The 18,707-nt window shown below is 71.7% G+C and carries 18 protein-coding genes; 10 read left to right on the plus strand and 8 right to left on the minus strand.

The annotated features are described in order from the left end of the window. Positions 1-27: 27 nt before the first annotated feature. A complete protein-coding gene (locus ABZ808_RS21360; RefSeq protein WP_357009570.1) occupies positions 28-1,944 on the plus strand; it encodes an ABC transporter ATP-binding protein in 1,917 nt (638 codons plus the stop codon). A gap of 21 nt (positions 1,945-1,965) precedes the next feature. On the opposite strand, the gene thrS is transcribed toward ABZ808_RS21360, so the two are convergent. Beyond that, a complete protein-coding gene (gene thrS / locus ABZ808_RS21365; RefSeq protein WP_357009134.1) occupies positions 1,966-3,183 on the minus strand; it encodes a threonine--tRNA ligase in 1,218 nt (405 codons plus the stop codon). 517 nt (positions 3,184-3,700) lie between these two features. Between thrS and ABZ808_RS21370 the strand changes: the two genes are divergently transcribed. From ABZ808_RS21370 to ABZ808_RS21385, 4 genes are all read left to right on the plus strand, one after another. After that, positions 3,701-4,321: a DedA family protein gene (locus tag ABZ808_RS21370; RefSeq protein ID WP_357009137.1), complete on the plus strand. Its 621-nt coding sequence runs from the start codon at positions 3,701-3,703 to the stop codon at positions 4,319-4,321. A gap of 45 nt (positions 4,322-4,366) precedes the next feature. Next, on the plus strand, positions 4,367-4,735 hold the full coding sequence (locus ABZ808_RS21375; RefSeq protein WP_357009140.1) for a type II toxin-antitoxin system RelE/ParE family toxin: 369 nt from the start codon (positions 4,367-4,369) through the stop codon (positions 4,733-4,735). Further along, positions 4,732-5,064, plus strand: a complete 333-nt coding sequence (locus ABZ808_RS21380; RefSeq protein WP_357009142.1) for a helix-turn-helix transcriptional regulator — start codon at positions 4,732-4,734, stop codon at positions 5,062-5,064. The genes ABZ808_RS21375 and ABZ808_RS21380 overlap by 4 nt, the downstream gene beginning before the upstream one ends. A 102-nt stretch (positions 5,065-5,166) precedes the next feature. Then, positions 5,167-5,814 carry a DUF998 domain-containing protein gene (locus tag ABZ808_RS21385; RefSeq protein ID WP_357009145.1) on the plus strand — a complete coding sequence of 216 codons (648 nt, stop codon included), beginning with the start codon at positions 5,167-5,169 and terminating at the stop codon, positions 5,812-5,814. 45 nt (positions 5,815-5,859) lie between these two features. Here the strand turns inward: ABZ808_RS21385 and ABZ808_RS21390 are convergent, their stop codons facing one another. Beyond that, positions 5,860-7,263 carry an NAD(P)H-quinone dehydrogenase gene (locus ABZ808_RS21390; RefSeq protein WP_357009148.1) on the minus strand — a complete coding sequence of 468 codons (1,404 nt, stop codon included), beginning with the start codon at positions 7,261-7,263 and terminating at the stop codon, positions 5,860-5,862. A 106-nt stretch (positions 7,264-7,369) separates the two neighbouring features. Here ABZ808_RS21390 and ABZ808_RS21395 point away from each other — a divergent pair, with 106 nt between their 5' ends. Continuing rightward, entirely contained in the window at positions 7,370-7,825 is a 456-nt protein-coding gene (locus tag ABZ808_RS21395) for a gamma-glutamylcyclotransferase (RefSeq protein ID WP_357009151.1), read from the plus strand. A 96-nt stretch (positions 7,826-7,921) separates the two neighbouring features. Here ABZ808_RS21395 and ABZ808_RS21400 read toward each other — a convergent pair whose 3' ends face one another. Beyond that, positions 7,922-8,881: a GNAT family N-acetyltransferase gene (locus tag ABZ808_RS21400; RefSeq protein WP_357009153.1), complete on the minus strand. Its 960-nt coding sequence runs from the start codon at positions 8,879-8,881 to the stop codon at positions 7,922-7,924. A 105-nt stretch (positions 8,882-8,986) separates the two neighbouring features. Between ABZ808_RS21400 and ABZ808_RS21405 the strand changes: the two genes are divergently transcribed. Next, positions 8,987-9,241 carry a hypothetical protein gene (locus ABZ808_RS21405; protein ID WP_357009156.1) on the plus strand — a complete coding sequence of 85 codons (255 nt, stop codon included), beginning with the start codon at positions 8,987-8,989 and terminating at the stop codon, positions 9,239-9,241. Continuing rightward, positions 9,223-9,645 (plus strand): type II toxin-antitoxin system VapC family toxin, encoded by a 423-nt coding sequence (locus ABZ808_RS21410; RefSeq protein ID WP_357009573.1) that lies wholly within the window; start codon positions 9,223-9,225, stop codon positions 9,643-9,645. Before ABZ808_RS21405 ends, ABZ808_RS21410 begins: the two co-directional genes overlap by 19 nt. A 31-nt stretch (positions 9,646-9,676) precedes the next feature. On the opposite strand, the gene ABZ808_RS21415 is transcribed toward ABZ808_RS21410, so the two are convergent. The 3 genes from ABZ808_RS21415 to ABZ808_RS21425 form a co-directional block, all read right to left on the minus strand. Further along, the gene (locus ABZ808_RS21415) at positions 9,677-10,411 is read right to left on the minus strand and encodes a hypothetical protein (protein WP_357009159.1); all 735 of its coding nucleotides are present in this window, start codon (positions 10,409-10,411) and stop codon (positions 9,677-9,679) included. 89 nt (positions 10,412-10,500) lie between these two features. After that, on the minus strand, positions 10,501-11,472 hold the full coding sequence (locus tag ABZ808_RS21420; protein WP_357009162.1) for a hypothetical protein: 972 nt from the start codon (positions 11,470-11,472) through the stop codon (positions 10,501-10,503). Positions 11,473-11,476: 4 nt separating this feature from the next. Continuing rightward, positions 11,477-12,106 carry an MBL fold metallo-hydrolase gene (locus ABZ808_RS21425; protein WP_357009164.1) on the minus strand — a complete coding sequence of 210 codons (630 nt, stop codon included), beginning with the start codon at positions 12,104-12,106 and terminating at the stop codon, positions 11,477-11,479. Between the two features lie 93 nt (positions 12,107-12,199). On the opposite strand from ABZ808_RS21425, the gene ABZ808_RS21430 reads away from it, so the two are divergent. After that, positions 12,200-13,165: a DUF4349 domain-containing protein gene (locus tag ABZ808_RS21430; RefSeq protein ID WP_357009167.1), complete on the plus strand. Its 966-nt coding sequence runs from the start codon at positions 12,200-12,202 to the stop codon at positions 13,163-13,165. Here ABZ808_RS21430 and ABZ808_RS21435 read toward each other — a convergent pair. Next, positions 13,122-14,381: an amidohydrolase gene (locus ABZ808_RS21435; RefSeq protein ID WP_357009170.1), complete on the minus strand. Its 1,260-nt coding sequence runs from the start codon at positions 14,379-14,381 to the stop codon at positions 13,122-13,124. The genes ABZ808_RS21430 and ABZ808_RS21435 overlap by 44 nt on opposite strands. 449 nt (positions 14,382-14,830) lie before the next feature. Further along, positions 14,831-16,414, minus strand: a complete 1,584-nt coding sequence (locus ABZ808_RS21440; RefSeq protein WP_357009173.1) for a methylmalonyl-CoA mutase family protein — start codon at positions 16,412-16,414, stop codon at positions 14,831-14,833. A gap of 205 nt (positions 16,415-16,619) precedes the next feature. Here ABZ808_RS21440 and ABZ808_RS21445 point away from each other — a divergent pair, with 205 nt between their 5' ends. Then, positions 16,620-18,677, plus strand: coding sequence for a serine/threonine-protein kinase (locus ABZ808_RS21445; RefSeq protein ID WP_357009176.1), 2,058 nt, complete (start codon positions 16,620-16,622; stop codon positions 18,675-18,677). Positions 18,678-18,707 lie beyond the last annotated feature (30 nt).

The following is an 18,707-nucleotide window of genomic DNA, read 5'->3' on the forward strand; positions in this document are numbered from 1 at the left end:
GGCGGTCCGCCGTGGGCGGGCGCCGGGATGCCCGCCGAGAAGTCGATGAACTTCGGGCCGTCCGCCCGGCGGCTGCTCGGCCGGCTGCGCCCGCACCGGCTGCACCTGACCGCGATCGTCACCCTCGCGGTGGTGAGCGTGGGGTTCAGCGTGGCCGGTCCGAAGATCCTCGGCCACGCCACCGACCTGATCTTCAGTGGGGTGATCGGCCGTCAACTGGAGGCTGGCACCACCACCGAGCAGGCCGTCGCGGCGGCCCGGGCCAGCGGCAACGGCAACTTCGCCGACATGCTGGCCCGGATGGACGTGGTGCCCGGCGTGGGCGTCGACTTCACCGCCCTGAGCCGGGTGCTGCTGCTGGCGCTCGGGCTCTACCTGGCGGCGAGCCTGCTGTCGTGGTGGCAGGGCTGGCTGCTCAACGGTGTGGTGCAGCGCACCGTGCTGCGGCTGCGCGCCGAGGTGGAGGAGAAGCTCAACCGGCTGCCACTGCCCTACTTCGACCGGCAGCCTCGGGGTGAGCTGCTGAGCCGGGTCACCAACGACATCGACAACATCTCGACAAGCCTCCAGCAGACCCTCAGTCAGCTGCTCACCTCGCTGCTGACCGTGGTCGGCGTGCTGGGCGTGATGTTCTGGATCTCGCCGCTGCTGGCCCTGGTGGCGCTGGTCGCGGTGCCGCTGTCGGTGCTGGTCACCCAGCGCATCGCCAAGCGCTCGCAGAAGCAGTTCATCGCGCAGTGGAAGCACACCGGCGAGCTGAACGGCCAGATCGAGGAGGCGTACACCGGCCATGAGCTGGTGAAGGTCTTCGGCCGGCAGCGCGAGGTGGAGGCCGCGTTCACCGCCAAGAACGAGGAGCTGTTCCGGGCCAGCTTCGGGGCGCAGTTCGTCTCCGGGATCATCATGCCGTCGATGATGTTCATCGGGAACCTCAGCTACGTGGCGATCGCCGTGGTCGGCGGCCTGCGGGTGGCCTCCGGGACGATGAGCCTCGGCGACGTGCAGGCGTTCATCCAGTACTCCCGGCAGTTCACCCAGCCACTCACCCAACTCGCGTCGATGGCCAACCTGCTCCAGTCCGGGGTGGCCTCGGCCGAACGGGTCTTCGCGGTGCTCGACGCCGACGAGCAGAGCCCCGACCCGGTCGAGCCGACCCGGGTCGTCGACCCGCACGGTCGGGTCGAGTTCGAGCACGTCTCCTTCCGGTACGAGGCGGACAAGCCGCTGATCGACGACCTGTCCCTGGTCGCCGAGCCGGGGCACACGGTGGCCATCGTCGGCCCGACCGGCGCCGGAAAGACGACGCTGGTCAACCTGATCATGCGGTTCTACGAGTTGGACGCCGGCCGGATCACCCTGGACGGGGTGGACATCACGACGATGCGCCGCGACGACCTGCGCGGTCGGATCGGCATGGTGCTCCAGGACACCTGGCTCTTCGGTGGCACCATCCGGGCCAACATCGCCTACGGGCGGCCGGACGCGACCGAGGAGGAGATCCTCGCCGCGGCTCGGGCCACCTTCGTGGACCGGTTCGTGCGGAGCCTTCCCGACGGCTACGACACGGTCATCGACGAGGAGGGCAACAACGTCAGCGCCGGCGAGAAGCAGCTCATCACCATCGCGCGGGCGTTCCTCGCCGAACCGTCGCTGCTGATCCTCGACGAGGCGACCAGCTCGGTGGACACCCGCACCGAGGTGCTGCTCCAGCGGGCGATGGCGGCGCTGCGCTCGGACCGGACCAGTTTCGTCATCGCGCACCGGCTCTCCACCATCCGCGACGCCGACCTGATCCTGATGATGGAGAACGGTCGCATCGTCGAGCAGGGCACCCACGAGCAGCTACTCGCCGCCAAGGGCGCGTACCACCAGCTCTACCGATCCCAGTTCACCGGCGCGGTGGTCGACGAGGAACCGGCCGCCGCCCAACCCGCGACGGTCTAGCGCATGTCTCGGACTCCCGGGTCAGTCCGGCGGCAGCAGGTCGGTCGCGCGGGCGGCGACCTGCCCGCTGATCAGGGCGAGCGCGGCGGCGGCGGGCATCGGGGCCAGGGCGCGGCCACCGCGCAGGCGCAGCGCGAGGTGCCCGTCGGCCACCTCCCGAGGACCCAGCACCCCGAGGTACGGGACACGGCGGCGAGCCGCGTCCCGTACCCGGGCGCCCAGCGAGCCGGCGGCGTCGACCTCGACCCGCAGCCCGGCGTCGACGGCCCGCCGGGCCAGCTCGGCCGCCGCGCCGGCCTGCCCGTCGTCCACCGGCAGCAGCACCAGCTGGACCGGCGCGTACCAGGCCGGGAAGGCACCCTCGTGCACCTCGATGAGGTACGCGAGGAGCCGCTCCATGCTGCCGACGAGGCTGCGGTGCACCATGACCGGTCGACGTCGGCTGCCGTCGGAGTCGGTGTACGACAGGTCGAACCGCTCCGGCTTGTCGAAGTCGAGTTGGATGGTGGAGATGGTCGACTCCCGGCCAGCCGCGTCCACGATCTGGATGTCGATCTTCGGACCGTAGAAGGCGGCCTCGCCCGGTGCCTCGACGTACTCCACTCCGGCGAGCGCCTCCCGAAGCAGATCCTCGGCGTGGGCCCAACTCGCGTCGTCGCCGACGTACCTGCTGCCCGGCCCGCGCAGCGACAGCCGGAAACCGGCCGGGCGGACGCCGAGCGCGGCGTGCGCGGCGCGGACCAGCCGGAGGATCTCCGCGACCTCCGCGCCGACCTGCTCCGGCGCGCAGAAGGTGTGCGCGTCGTTGAGCGAGATCGCGCGTACCCGGGACAGCCCGCCGAGCACCCCGGAGCGCTCCGAGCGGTACATCCCGCCCAGCTCGGCGATCCGCAGCGGCAACTCCCGGTAGGAGCGGCCCCGGGCGCGGAAGACCAGCGCGTGGTGCGGGCAGAGCGCCGGCCGGAGCACGAACTCGTCGTCGGCGCTCAGCCGCATCGGCGGGAACATGTCGTCGGCGAAGTAGCCGAGATGCCCGGAGAGTTCGAAGAGTTCACGTTTGCCCAGCGGCGGCGAGTAGACGTGCTGGTGACCGGAGCGTCGCTCCAACTCCCGGACGTACTCCTCGACGGCATGCCGGGCGGCGGCGCCGGCGGGCAGCCAGATCGGCAGGCCGGCGCCGGCCAGCGGATCGGAGACGAAGAGGTCCAGCTCGCGGCCGAGCCTGCGGTGGTCGATCATGTCGGGCTCCTGGATCGGGTACGACCCGGAGGCGACCTGGACACCGAACGCCGTACGGCTCTCGGGGGCGGATCGCCCCGGGGCCTGGTCGACGGTGGTTACGTCAGAGCGGCGCGCCGGGGACACCCGGCGTCGTGGTCATCACTACCGCGCTGCGCATGCCGCGACGCTACCCGCCGGGCGGTCGAGGACGCACCCGGATTTGCAGCGGCGAAAGAGGGGGAGGGCCGCCGGCGCGGGACCCGCCGGCGGCCCGGGGCGACCCGAATCGTCAGGAACGGGGGACCCGACGGGCTGGGCCGCGCCGACAACGGTACGCCGACGGACGCCGATCCGCCGACCGCCTCGGGCACCCGTGAAACAGCCTCGGAGCCGTCACCCGGGGGTGGTTCGCCTCGTTGGATCTGGGTGGCCTGTGGTGTCGACGGTCACGACGGGACGGGGCCGTGCACGGTGACGCCGGGCACGACGTCAGGCTCGACACACCCAATCGGCCGCATCCGGCGAGGTGGCAGGCGTGCCCGAACTACTGACTGACGTCGCGTCGCCGACGTGGGCGTACCTCGTACTGCTCGGATTGCTGATCGCGGACGCCTTCGTCCCGGTGATCCCCACCCAGATCGTCATGATCACCAGCGGCGCGCTCACCGTGTACGGCGGCCTCGACCTGCCGATCATCATCGCCGTCGGCGCGCTCGGCGTGTTCGTCGGTGACCTGGCCTGCTACCTGCTCGGCCGCAGCGCTCCGGACCGGCGGGCGCCCCGACATTCCGAGCTGAGCCGGGCGCGCCGAATGGCCAGCCGGGTCACGCAGGGTCTGCGTCAACCCGGGCCGATGGTCATTCTGCTCTGCCGGTTCGTGCCCGGCGGACGCATGGCGGCATGCTTCTCGGCCGGGCGCAGCCGCTACCCGTACCGCCTGTTCGTGCTCTACGAGGCGGTGGCCGCGCTGGGCTGGGCGACCTACGGGGCGCTGGTCGGGCATCTGGGCGGCACGGCACTCACCCAGTCGGCGTGGCGCCTGGCCATCATCGCCGCCGCAGCGGCGGCCGGTTTCGCGGCGGCCGGATGGGCGATGACGCTGGTCAACGCCCGGCACGCCCGCACCGCCGCCGCAGCCGACGTCCCCCTGGACTGAGTGTCGCCGGACCTGCCGGGTATAAGCTGGGCTTATATTGACGTCATGTGGGACGTCAAACTTCATCCCGAGGTCGAGGAGTGGTTTCTCGACCTCTGCAGGACGGATCCCGCCAGCGCCGACCTCATCAGCGAGGCCATCGACCTCCTCGCCGCGCACGGGCCGGCACTCGGGCGTCCCCTGGTTGACCGCCTCAAGGGCAGCATCTTCCACCACATGAAGGAGCTGCGACCCGGATCGGCCGGCTCCACGGAGGTCCGCATGATCTTCGCTTTTGATCCCGTTCGAGAAGCAGTCTTCCTGGTCGCTGGCGACAAGTCGGGCCAGTGGCAGAGTTGGTACAAGACCGCGGTCCCGTTGGCGGACGACCGGTTCCAGGAGCACCTCTCCAGGCTGAAGGAAACGCAGAGATGACCGATGGAGTGGATTGGCGGGACGTCCGGGCCAAGGCCCGAGAGCTCGATCCGACCTGGGAACATCCGGACCGGGTCGCCCGGCGGGCTCAACACCGTGAGCAGATGTTGGCATCGGTGAGTGGCGCCCAACTGGCAGAGATCCGCAAGCACCTGGGTATGACCCAGGCCCAACTGGCCGAGGCCGCAGGGTTGACCCAGGCCAGGATCAGCCAGATCGAGAACGGCGAGCACACGAGCCTGGACACTCTCCGCGCCTACGTCACCGGGCTGGGCGGCCACCTCGACGTCGTCGCCCGCATCGGGAACATCCAACTGAACGTCGCCTGATCCGGCGACGGTCGTTTCGGGGCCCTCTAGGGGTGGTCCCGGGGATCGATTTCGGTGGCCGTCCCGGATCCGGCTGGGGTGCCCGCGGCGACAGGCTGAGGCATGCCTGGAATCCGGAACACCGGTCTGCTGGCCCTCGGGGGGATCGCCCTCGCGGCCCTGCTCGCCGTGATCGGCCATCTTGAGGTCAGCGACGACCTCGACCCGTGGGCGTTGACCATCAGCGACTTCGCCGTCTCCGACCGGGGCGGCGTCATCGACGTCGCCATGGTGGTGCTCGCGCTCGCCAGCGTCGCGGTGTTGTACGGGCTGCGCCGCACCGGCCCACCCCGGCCGGGTTCCGGTCGGACGGCTGAGCTGCTGCTCGGCGCGTGGGTGGCGGGGCTGCTGCTGGCCGCGGTCGTGCCGACGAACGATCCGGGCACCGCCATGACCACCGCCGCCTACCTGCACCGGTACGCCTCGGTCGTCGCCTTCCTCGCGCTGCCGGTCGGCGGTTGGCTGCTCGCCCGCCGACCCGACCTGGCACCGGCGGCGGGCGTCCTGCGTGCCCTGGTCGCGCTCAGCCTGATCCTCGCGGCCGCGATGATCTGGTCCGCCTACCCCGGCGACCGCGTGCTGCTAGGCCTGGTCGAGCGCCTCCTCATCCTCACCGAGGTAGCGGTGCTGACAACGCTGGCGGTCCTCCAAACCCGCCCCTCGGTCGATCATGGAGTTGTGGTGCCGCACAAAAGGGGCGTGCCGGCGTAACCCGGCCACCACAACTCCATGATCGACCCCCGAGCGGGGTCGGGATTACTCCAACTCGTGGAGCATTAGCTGGCGGGCTGCTTCGGTTATTGAGCCGGAGAGGCTTGGGTAGATGGTGATGGTCTGAGCCAGTTCGTTGACCGTTAGGTTGTTCTCCACGGCCATCGTGATCGGCAGGATCAGCTCGCTGGCCTTCGGCGCGACCACCACACCGCCGATCACCTGACCGCTGGCGGGCCGGCAGAACAACTTCACGAAGCCGTCGGACAGGTCGTCCATCTTGGCGCGGGCATTGCCGGACAGCGGCAGCATCACCTGCCGGGCCGGCACCTTGCCCGCGTCGACCTCGTCCTGCGAGACACCCACGGTGGCCAGCTCGGGGTCGGTGAAGACGTTCGCCGCGACGGTCCGCAGCCGCAGCGGGCGGACCGCCTCACCGAGGGCGTGCCACATCGCGATCCGGCCCTGCATGGCGGCGACGCTGGCCAGCAGCAGCACGCCGGTGCAGTCACCGGCGGCGTAGATGCCGGGCACGTTGGTCCGGGAAACCCGGTCGACAGTGACGTAGCCACCCCGGCCCAGCTCCACGCCGTACTCGGCCAGGCCCAGGTCGGCGGTGTTCGGGATCGAACCGACCGCGATCAGCGCGTGCGAACCGGTCACCTTACGGCCGTCGGAGAGCTCCACCTCGACCCCGTCGGCGGTACGCCGGACCGTGTCGGCGCGCGAGTTGTTGAGGATGGTCATGCCCCGGTTGCGGAACACCCGCTCGATGGCCGACGCCGCGTCGGCGTCCTCGTGCGGCATCACCCGGTCCCGGCTGGACACCAGGGTGACCTGGACCCCCATCGCCAGGTACGCGCTGGCGAACTCGGCGCCGGTCACGCCGGAGCCGACCACGATCAGGTGCTCGGGCAGCTCCGGCAGGTCGTACACCTGGCGCCAGGTCAGGATGCGCTCGCCGTCCGGCACGGCAGTGGGCAACTGGCGGGGCGTCGAGCCGGTGGCGACCAGCACCGTGGACGCGGCGATCGAGTACTCCTCGCTGCCGTCGGCCGGGGTGACGATGACCAGGTGGGTGTGCCCGAGGGCGTCATCGCCGAGCCGGGCGGTGCCGGCCACGAAGGTGACCCCCGCCTTGAGCAGCTTGGCGTGGATGTCGGCGGACTGCGCCAGCGCCAGCCGCTTGACCCGCTCGTGCACCGCCCGCGCGTCGACGGTGACCGCCTCCAGGCCGTCCGAGTGCACCCCGAACTCCTCGGTGTCCCGATAGCCGGTGACCACCCCTGAGCTGGCGATGAACGTCTTCGACGGTACGCAGTCGGACAACACGCAGGCGCCCCCCGCGCCGTCGGCCTCCACCACGGTGACATCGGCGTCCAGTTGGGCGGCGACCAGCGCCGCCTCGTACCCGGCCGGCCCGCCGCCGATGATCACGATCCGGCTCACAGAGTTCGCCCTTCGTTGATGCTCACAGTGACTTTCTTCTCCCGAACGCATCCGACACGCACAGTCGTATTCTCCCCCACCCGCCAGCCGGGCTATCGTCATCGCCGTGCGTCATCACGCCGCCTACGGCTCAAACCTCGACCCGGCCCGGATGCGGGCCTACTGCCCGCACTCGCCCATGGTGGGCACCGGGTGGCTGGAGGGGTGGCGGCTGACCTTCGCCGGGGAGGACGTCATCGGCTGGGAGGGCGCGGTGAGCACCGTCGTCGAGTCCCCCGGCGACCGGGTGTTCGTGGCGATCTACGACATCCACCCGTACGACGCGGCCCAGCTCGACGAGCTGGAAGGCGTGACCGCCGGGACGTACCGCAAGCTGCACGTCCGGATCTCCACCCTCGACGGCGACGTCACCGCGTGGATCTATGTGTTCGACGGGTACGAGGGCGGCCTGCCGACCTCGTGGTATCTCTCCGAGATCGCGAACGCCGCCGAGAAGGCGGGTGCACCGGACGACTACGTCACCGAGCTTCGATCCCGTCCCACCGGCACCGCCTCGGCCTGACCGGGTCCCCCCGCAGCCTTCCAGCGCCCTTCGCACCCGCACAGTCTGCAACCGTCGCCGGTGCGGCGGTTCGCCGGGCCGGACGGGCGTCGTCAATCACACACCGGCGGCCGGGACCACCCGCTCGTACATGTCGCTCCACCAGGTTTCCCGCATCCCCACCGACCGGTAGAGCGACACCGGGGCGGTCGGGTTGGTGAGGTCCACGCCCAGGCCGGCGGACAACCGGCCCTTCTCGGCGTAGCGGGCGAAGGCGCGGCGCAGCAACGCCGCACCCACCCCGCGCCGACGGTACGCGGGCAGCACCGACAGGCTCCGCACGAAACCCTCCTGCTGGTCGAGCCCCTGGTCCGAGGACTGCAACGCGCCGGCGAGCGCCCCGTCCACCTCGGCGACGAACCATTCGTCCCAGGCGGTCACGTCGCCGATCCGGGCCCGCCACCGCTCGTACGACAGCGACTCGTGATCCGGGGTGTCGCCGAAGGCGGTGTCGTGGATCCGGTGGAACTCCCGCAACTCGGCCTCGTCGTCGCGCCGCACCGGCCGTACCGTCACCCCGGCCGGCGGGGACGGCTCGGCGGGCAGGTCGGTCAGCGGGCGGTTCATCCGGACGTACCGCTTGGCGAGGGTGAACCCGGCGCCACGCAGGTCGCGTTCCCAGTCGCGCTCGGGCGCGAAGACCGCGCACCGGACGGTGAGCGCCGGCAGCCCTCGCTCGGCGGCGCGCTCGGCGACCCGGTCCAGTTGCCGGGCCAGCAGCGGCGCACGGAGGCTGGACGCCCGCTCCGGGTCGACGTAGACCTCCACGAACTCCCGGCCGACCCCGGTCGGATTGTCCACCGTCGCCCAGCCGACCACGGTGCCGTCCGGGTCCGTCGCCAGCCAGGAGTCCCGGGTCGGGTCGAAGTGGGGGGCGGTCAGCGACGCCTCGACATCCTCCGCGTCGAAGTCGGGGTGGCCGATGGCGAAGGTGTCCGCCGCGTGCACGACCGAGAGGATCGCCGGTACGTCGTCAAGGGTGGGCCGGCGCGTGGCCCAGCCAGCGGGAAGCGTCACGGCAGCACATCCTGACAGCCGACCGCCGCCAGCGCCGCCCATTTTCTCCACGAGGAATTGGGCCTTTCCCGGGCAGCGCGGCGAGGATGCATGCATAATGAATGCATGGTTGCTCTCCAGATTCGGGACGTGCCGGAGGAAGTACGAGACGCCTTGGCTGCCCAAGCCAAGGCACGCGGGCAGTCGCTCCAGGCCTACTTGCTGGAGTTGGTGGAGACGCAGGCTCGACGTCTGCGCAACACGGCAACCCTTGATCGCTTCGCCGGCCGGTCTGATGGCGCTCGTGCCCTTCCGGGGGAGAGCGCCGCCGAGTTGACAGACCAGCGGGAGCAGCGGGGGCCATACGGAAGCGCCGCATGATTGTCGTGGACGCTTCAGTCCTGGCTGATGCTCTGGTCGACGACGGGCCGGTGGGCGACGCGGCGCGGGCGGAACTGACCGGAGACCCGCACTGGGCAGCGCCAGGGCACCTTCTGGTGGAGGTCATGTCGGTGATCAGAGGCAAGGTCCTCGGTGGGAAGCTCGGCCTGGCCCGCGCTCAAGAGGCTATCGACACTCTGCCTTCATTGGTCATCGACGATGTTGGCGTCTCGAAGCTGCTCGACCGAATGTGGCAGTTGCGGGGCAACGTCACGGCGTACGACGCAGCGTATGTCGCGGCGGCGGAGTTGATGGCCTGCCCGCTTGTGACCGGCGATGGTCGGCTCGCCAAGGCCAGCGGCGTCCGCTGCGAAATCCGAGTGCTCGCGCCGTCCTGGTCGTAGCTCTTCGACCACCCACGGCAATCCTGCCCGTTCAGGCGAGGGCCGCGCGGGTGCGGTGCAGCAACTCCACCAGCTCGGCGCCGTCGGCGGGGCCGAGCGCCGCGAACGCGGGCGCGGCCAGCCGGTTCGTCACCGCCTCCGCCCAGAGTCGTCGACGCACCAGCGGACCGATCGGCGGGTACGGCGGTGGCCAGCCGCACGCCACCGCGCCGGCCTCCCCCTCCGGCCCGGCCAGCACCGCCTCCAGCGGGGTCATTCCGGCGGCCCGCACCGCCAGCAGGTACGCGCCGGTGAAGTGCTCGCGGAGCAGGCGCAGCCCGGCGGCGCTCCGGGCTCCCGGGGAGAGGTCCGGCAGCGGCATTGCCCGCCACGCGGCGAAGAGCGGCATCGCGCTGGCGTCGGCGGCGGCCACCGCCAGCTCGACGAGCCCGGCCAGCCGCTCGGCCCCCGGCAGCGCGCCCAAGCGCTCCGTCCCCCACCGGCAGCACTCGGCGAGGCTGGCGGCGGCCACCTCGGCCGGCGGGAGGACCCGGGCGGCGGCGTCCCACCCGTCGGCAACCGCGTCCGGGGCGACGAAACCGATGGCCGCGGCGGCTGTCTCCGCCCGTACGTCGCCGAGCGCACCGGCCCGGCCGCTGATGTAGAACGCCCAGCCGGAAATGCCGAGCAGTCGGGCTCGGCGCAGCGTGGTCGGGCACCTGCTGAACCCGTCGCCGAGATCGAGGACGACGGGCTTGCTGGCGGCGGCGAGCTGCTCCGGCGTCATCCGGACACCAACCTCGGCCTGCCAGCTGCGGCTCTGTCCGGGACGGCCGGTGCCTGGCGGCCGGTCCGCTCGTCGTCGTCCATCGATGGTCAGTTTGCCGCGCCACCGCCCGCGTCCGCATCCCCCTCTTCGGCCGCCAGGGCCTCGACGGCCGCCTCGACCTCACCCGCGCGTCGGCGGGCCACCGTCACCGCCCGCTCGGCCGCCCGCCGCGCCAGCCTGGCCCGGCTGAGGTCCTGCTCGGCGACGGCACGCCGCCGCTCCAGCTCGGCCAGCTCGGTCTCGATCCCGTCGAGTACGGCCGCGCCGTCCCGCTCCTGCCCGGTCGCCTCGGTCAACTCGGCCTCGGCCCGCTGCTGGTCGGTGTGGGCGCGGTCCAACTCCCGGTCCAGTGCGCGACGCCGGCGTGCCCGCTCGGCCCGCGCCGCCCGCTGCGCCGCGCGTTCGGCCTGCGCGGCACGCTCCTGGGCCTGGTCGGCGCGGGAGGCCGCGTCGGGGCGTGCGCGCTGGGCCACAGGGCGAGGTTCCGGCTCCGGCTCGTCGTCGTCGGTGACCAGCCGCAGCTGCGGCCGGGGCACCTCGCCGAAGCCGGCGTAGCTGGCCGATCGGAGTAGCCGGCCGGTCCGGACCTGCTCGGCGACCTCGGTGTCGGAGAGCGCCGCGTTGAGGGTCGCCTCCACCTCGGCCAGCGGCAGCCGACCGGCCGGCGGCGCGTCCGGCTCGGCGGCGGCGAGCTTACGGACCTCGGCGACCAGGGCGCCGACCACCGCCCGACGTTGGGCCGACAGTTCCCGCAGCCGCGGCCCGCGCAGCTCCCGCTGGGCGACGCGCAACGCGTCGGCGAGCTGGACCAGGTCGGCGACCAGTTCGGGACGGTGGATGGCGAGCAGGTTCACCAGCCAGGCGGCCACGGTGGGGCGACGTAGCCGGGCCAGTTGCCGGGCGGTGCCCGGGTCACCGGCCCGCCGGGCCTCGGCCACGGCGGCGTCCCGGGCCGCCACGAACCGGTCCGGTGGGGTGCGGTAGAGCTGCTGCACCAGCTCCGAGGGCGGGCCGGGCATCGGGTCAGACGTCCACCCGGCTACCGGGCTCCAGACGCTGGTAGTCCGTGCCGGACAGCGCCGCGTACTGCCGGTTGAGCACGCTTAGCCCGTTGTCGTTGAGCAGGGCGTCGTGCAGGGCGTACGCGCGGCGCGGGGCGACCGCCCGGATGAAGTCGACGACCTCGGAGAACTTCGACCAGGGGGCGTGGATCGGCGCGAAGAGCGTGTCGATCGGCGTCTCCTCCGGCACCACGAGGGAGTCGCCGGGGTGATAGACGACGTCGTTGATCAGGTAGCCGAGGTTGTCCACCACCGGGATGTCCGGGTGGATCACCGCGTGCCGCCCGCCGTACGCGCGGACCGCGACCCCGGCCGCGGTGAACGACTCGCCGGGCGTGACGGGGCGCAACGCCTCGGCGGCGTCGCCCAGGGTGCCGGCGAGCGAGGCCGGCCCGTGGATCGGCAGCGGTCGCTGGTCGAGGTGCAGGCGCAGCGCGGCCAGGTCGAGGTGGTCCGGGTGTTCGTGGGTGATCAGCACCGCGTCCGCACCGTCCAACGCCTGCGGGTCGCTGAAGACCCCGGGGTCCACGACGAGCACTCCCCCGTCGTGTTCCACCCGGAGGCAGGAGTGGGCGTACTTGGTGAGCCGCATCGTGACTCCTCGACTATCGAATCGTGATGTCCTCAGCGCAGTCTGCCGGAACCAGCCGGCGGGCGCGCCACGTCCGACGTATCGCCACACCGGTTGACAACGATGGGAGCGGGGATGGACGGACGGGCAGGATGGCGTCGCGGCGCACTGCTGACGGCGACAGCACTCACGGCGACGCTGGCGTTGGCGGGGTGCGGTGCCGGCGACAGCGGCGCGCGGGACTCGGCGGCCTCGGCACCCGAGCGGGCCGTCGCGGAGGGCGGCGCGGCGGACAAGAACAACAGCGGCACGGACGCGGCGGGGGCGGCCGGGGCCGGTGCTCCGGACCTGCGGGTCGACCAGCGAGCCATCATCTACAACGGAGCGATGCGGGTGCAGGTGGCCGATGTGGACGCGGCGGCCCGCGAGGTCAGTGCCATGGTCACCCAGGCCGGCGGCTTCATCGGCGGTGACGTGCGGCGCAGCGCCGAGGCGGACGCGGTGGCGGAGTTGCAGCTGCGGGTGCCGGCGGCGAAGTTCGCCGGGGTGGTGGAGGCGGTCGCGAAGCTCGGCCGGCAGCAGAGCCGGGAGATCAACACTCAGGACGTCACCGAGGAGACAGTCGACCTGGACGCCCGGATCACCAGTCAGCGGGCACGCGTGGACAGCGCGCGTCGCCTGCTCGCCCAAGCCACCTCCATCGCCGACCTGGTGTCACTGGAGAACGAGTTGGGTCGTCGGGAGGCGGACCTGGCCTCGCTGGAGGCCAAGAAGCGACGGCTCGCCGACCTGACCGCTCTCTCCACGATCACCGTCTCGCTGGCCGGGCCGGCGGCGAAGGCCACCGAGGAGAAGACCGAGACCGGCTTCCTGGTCGGCTTGAAGGGTGGCTGGAAGGCGTTCGTCGCCTCGATGACCATCCTGCTCACCGTGCTGGGGGCGTTGCTGCCCTGGCTGGTGGCGTTCGGCGTACCGCTGGCGGTGTTGCTGCTGGTGCTGCGCAGGCGGCGGAAGACCCCGGCCCTGACCGCTCCGGTCAGCGCGCCGCCACCAGTGCCCGCAGCGCGGTCTGCACCATGACGCGTACGCCGGCCGGAATGGCCCGCTCGTCCACGTCGAAGGACGCGCGGTGCAGGTCGATGTTGGGGCCGGAACGGCCCACGCCGAGGCGGGCGAGGGCGCCGGGGACGTACTCCAGGTACCAGGAGAAGTCCTCGCCGCCCATGCTCTGCGGTGTCTCGGCCACCCCTTCCGGGCCGAGCGCGGCGGCGGTGGCGGCGGTCAACACCTGGATCGCCCGGGAGTCGTTGCTCACCGGCGGCCGGCCGCGTAGGTATTCCAGATCGACCGTGGCACCGGTCGGGGCGATCACGTCCCGCACCACCTGAGCCACGATCTTGGGAGCCTGCTCCCAGGTGTCACGGTCCATCACCCGCAGGGTGCCCGAGGCGCACGCCTCGGAGGGGATGACGTTGTAACGGGTGCCGGCCGACGCGTGGCCGAAGACCAGCAGCAGCCCGCTGTTGGCCGGCACCCGGCGGCTGACCAGGGCGGGCACCTCGGTGATCAGCCGGCCGAGCGCGTCGACCAGGTCGACGGTCAGGTGCGGGCGGGCGGTGTGGCCGCCCGGCCCGGTGAGCCGGACGGTGACGTTGTCGGCGGCCGCGGTGATCGGGCCGACGCGCAGGCCGACCTGGCCCACCGGCAGGTTCGGGTCGCAGTGCAGCGCGAAGATCTGCACCACGTCTTCCAGGCCACCGGCCTCGATGACCTCCAGCGAGCCGCAGGGCAGGATCTCCTCCGCCGGCTGGAAGATGAGCCGGACCCGGCCGTCCAGCTCGCCGAGGTCGGCGAGCTGCGCCAGCAGCATGCCGACGCCGAGCATGATCGTGGTGTGCACGTCGTGGCCGCAGGCGTGGCAGACGCCCTCCACGGTGGAGCGGTACGGCACGTCCTTGGAGTCGTCGAGCGGCAGGGCGTCGATGTCGGCGCGCAGCGCGACGACCGGCCCGTCGGGGCGACCGTTGATGTCGCAGATCACCCCGTTGCCCTTGGGCAGCAGCCGAGGGTGCAGGCCCGCCAGGGAGAGCTCCCGGGCGATCAGGGCGGCCGTCTCGAACTCCGTGCCGGACAGCTCGGGGTGCGAGTGAATGTGACGGCGCGTGGCGATGAGCCCCGGTACCCGTAGGGCGAGGAGGTGGTCCAGGTCGCGGGGCAGCGGCTGGGACCCGGGCGGCGCGTCCGGCCAGGACGACGCCAGCTGGCCGCCGGTGGGCAGCGTCAACGCACTCGTCACGTCGAAATCTCGATTACTGGAGATGGATGGATCATCGGGGACAGCAGACAGCCTAGACCTCCGACGGTGACGCTGCGCAACCTCGTTACGGTGATGATCAGACCGCGCAGCGTCACGTATGCCCTGCTGAGGACGCTCGGAGATGTGCGAGACAGCAGGTAGATCACGGTCGAAGGCCGTCATCCGCCACCTCACCTCCTACAACGCGTAACCAAAACCAGTGGTTGCGAGTCGCGGCACCACTCGCACGCCCTTGCCGCGAATTGTCGCATTAGTCAGGGTGATGAACTGACACTCCGACAATTAGCCGACCACACTCCGCAACGGCCGGATAAGGACGCTCACACGCGATGGTGCGCCCTGACCGCACACCATGTGCGTCACGGTGCAGGGTCGGCGTACCCGCGAACCCGGGTCGGCACACCCCGGGGCCGTCGGTCAGGAGACGGTCAGAACCGGTCGGTGGGCCGGTACAGCCCCCACACCTCACGCAGCGTCCCGCACACCTCGCCCACCGTGGCCCGTGCCCGCAGCGCATCCTTCATCGGGTAGAGCACGTTGTCCGAGCCCTCGGCGGCTGCCCGCAGCTCGGCGAGGGCACGCGCCACCGCGTCGGCGTCCCGCTCGGCGCGCAACCGGGCCAGCCGGTCAGCCTGCGTCGCCTCGATCGTCGGGTCGACCCGCAGCGGCTCGTACGGCTCCTCCTCGTCCACGGTGAACCGGTTGAGCCCCACCACCACGCGCTCGCTGGAGTCGATCTCCTGGGCGATCCGGTACGCGGACTGCTCGATCTCCCGCTTCTGGAACCCGGCCTCGATCGCGTCCACGGCCGAGCCGTGGTCGGCCACCCGCTCCATCAGCTCGACGGCGGCGGCCTCGATCTCGGCCGTCATCGCCTCCACCACGTACGAGCCGGCGAACGGGTCCACCGTGGCGGTCAGGTCCGTCTCGTACGCCAGCACCTGCTGGGTACGCAGCGCGAGCCGGGCGGCCTTCTCGGTGGGCAGGGCGATCGCCTCGTCGAAGCTGTTGGTGTGCAGCGACTGGGTGCCGCCGAGCACCGCGGCCAGCCCCTGCACCGCCACCCGGACGAGGTTCACCTCCGGCTGCTGGGCGGTGAGCTGCACGCCGGCGGTCTGCGTGTGGAAGCGCAGCATCATCGACTTCGGATCCTTGGCGCCGAAGTCGTCACGCATCAGCCGGGCCCAGATCCGCCGGGCGGCGCGGAACTTCGCCACCTCCTCCAGCAGCGTCGTGCGGGCCACGAAGAAGAACGACAGCCGGGGCGCGAAGTCGTCCACGGCCAGCCCGGCGGCCAGCGCCGCCCGGACGTACTCCACGCCGTTGGCCAGGGTGAACGCGATCTCCTGCGCGGGCGTCGCGCCGGCCTCGGCCATGTGGTAGCCGGAGATGGAGATCGTGTTCCACTTCGGCACCTCCTTGCGGCAGTACGCGAACGTGTCTGCCACCAGGCGCAGCGACGGCTTCGGCGGGTAGATGTACGTCCCCCGGGCGATGTACTCCTTGAGGATGTCGTTCTGGATGGTGCCGTTGAGGGCCGCGCCCGGCACGCCGTTCTCCTCGGCGACGAGCTGGTAGAGCAGCAGCAACACCGAGCCGGGCGCGTTGATCGTCATGGAGGTGGACACCTTGTCCAGCGGGATGTCGGCGAAGAGCAGCCGCATGTCCTCGATGGAGTCGATTGCCACGCCGACCTTGCCGACCTCGCCGTGCGCGATCGGGTCGTCCGAGTCGTAGCCCATCTGCGTCGGCAGGTCGAAGGCGACCGAGAGGCCCATCGTGCCGGCCCGCAACAGTTGGTGGTAGCGCGCGTTGGACTCGGTGGCGGTGCCGAAGCCGGCATACTGGCGCATGGTCCACGGACGGGACGTGTACATCGTGGGATAGACCCCCCGGGTGTACGGGAACTCGCCCGGGGCGCCCAGCCGGGAGTCCAGGTCCTCCGGGAGCTCGGCCGCCGTGTAGACGCCGTTGATCGGAAAACCGGACTCGCTTGACCGCCGCTCACTCATCCCCGGATGGTATGGCGCGTTGGCGTCCGATCGGGTGAGGGATACCGCACACTGTGTCCCGACCGGTCGACGGGAGGTGAACGGTTGGGCACGATCCGTCGACTTCGGTAAACGTCCGCCGCGTCGGCTTTCGCATCGGGCGTCGGAACCAGCAAGATAGGGGGGTTGTGTCCCAGCCCCCTCGATTTCCCCCGGTGGCTTTTCTGTGACTCAGATCCCGACGTGGAGCGGCGGACAGGTAAGTCCCGCCAGCGGACGAGCGGCGCCCGGCACCACCATCGGTGACCGGTACTCGCTGCGGTCCGCGGTGGGCAACGGCGGCATGGGTACGGTGTGGCGCGCCACAGACACCCTGCTGCGCCGGGACGTGGCGGTGAAGGAGGTGGTCCTTCCCCCAGGGCTGGCCCCCAGCGACCGCGACGCCATGTACGAACGCACCCTGCGCGAGGCCCGCGCCGCCGCCGCCATCCAGCACCCCGCCGTGGTGCAGGTGTACGACGTGGTCACCGAGGCCGGTCGCCCGTGGATCGTGATGGAGCTGCTGGACGCCCGCAGCCTCGCCGACATGGTCATCGAGGACGGGCCGGTGGCGCCCCGCGCCGTCGCCAAGATCGGCATCGCGCTGCTCGGCGCGTTGGAGGTCGCGCACGCGATCGGCGTGCTGCACCGCGACGTCAAGCCGGCAAACGTGCTGATCTGCACCGACGGGCGCTGCGTGCTGACCGACTTCGGTGTCGCCCGGATGCCCACCGACGTGCAGCTCACCACGCCCGGCATGGTGCTCGGCTCGCCGCACTTCATCTCGCCCGAGCGGGCCATGGGCCAGGAGTTCGGCCCGCCGAGCGACCTGTTCTCGCTGGGCGTGACGCTCTACACGGCGGTCGAGGGGCGTCCCCCGTTCGACAAGGGCGACCCGATCGAGACCATGCACGCCGTGGTCGAGGACCCGCCGGCCCCGCCGCAGCGCAGCGGCCCGCTGACCCGGGTGCTGATGGGCCTGCTGGAGAAGGACCCGGCCCGCCGGCTGGACGTGCACACCTCCCGGGCCATGCTCCGCGAGCTGCTCGCCGGCCCGCTGGGCAGCACCGCGACCGCGGTGCACTCGGTCACCGACCCGTACGCCGTGGTGCCGGTGCAGCAGCGCCCGGTGCCCGTCCTCCCGCCGCCCCAGCCGGAGGCGAAGCCGGACAGCCAGATCGGCGGCCCGGCCATGCTCGCGCCGAACGAGTCGCTGACCGACCGACTCGCCGCGTTGCGCCGGGGCGAGCGGCCCGAGCCCGCCGGGGCCCCGGCCGCCGCCGGGCTCGACGAGACCAGCGCCGACGCGCTCGCCGGCCCGCTGCACACGCCCACCGGCGCGATGCCCGCCGGCGGCCGACCCGGCAGCGGCCGCACCTACGGCGGCAGCGCGGACGCCACCCAGCGGGTGGACGCGGGCGCACACCCGGACGCCACCCAGCGGGTCACCTACGGCAGCCGAGCCGATGCGACCCAGCAGGTCCGGTACGGCGGGTCGGAGGCCACCCAGCGCGTCGGTGGCACCTACGGCGGCGGCAACCAGTGGTCGGTGCCCGGCACCGGTCAGCCCTGGACGACGCCGTCCACCGCGGCGAGCGGCGGCGCCCTGGGCAAGGTCCGCGCCACCGGGGGCCAACTGGTCAGCACCATCAAGGGCTGGCCGCGCAAGGTGCAGCTCGCCGCGGCCGGCGGGTTGGCCGTGGTGCTGCTGCTCGGCGTGCTGGCGCTCTCGGGCGGCGACGACCCCGCGCCGACCACCCCCCAGGCGCAGCCCACCCCGTCCGCCGCGGCGGGCCCGGCGGTCGAGATGCAGGAGCACACCGCGCGGGGCATCCAGGTCATGGTGCCCAAGGGCTGGAAGAAGGCCACCGGCGGCTCGTACACCGACTACATCGACCCGGAGGACAGCGGCCGCAAGGTGCGGATCATCACCGAGAAGTGGTCCAGCAGCTCCACCCGGTGGGCCGAGACGGCCGAGAACGGCCTCAAGACCAAGAGCACCTCCTGCGTCAAGCCGTACAACCAGGTCTCCTCCACGGAGACCGAGCTGGCCAGCAAGCCGGCCGCCGAGTTCGAATACACGTGCGGCGAGGGTGACGCCATGCGGCACGGCGTCTGGCGTGGCGTCGCGCAGGACGGCAAGGCGTACTCGTTCTACCTCACCTCGATCGACGCCAAGTTCGCCGAGAGCAAGCCGATCTTCGACGAGATGGTGCGGACGTTCCAGCTCACCGGGAACGGCTGAGCCGGAGGGAACCGACAGCGGTGATCCGCC

The sequence above is a fragment of the Micromonospora sp. NPDC047527 genome, from assembly GCF_040643015.1.
GTDB lineage: Bacteria > Actinomycetota > Actinomycetes > Mycobacteriales > Micromonosporaceae > Micromonospora.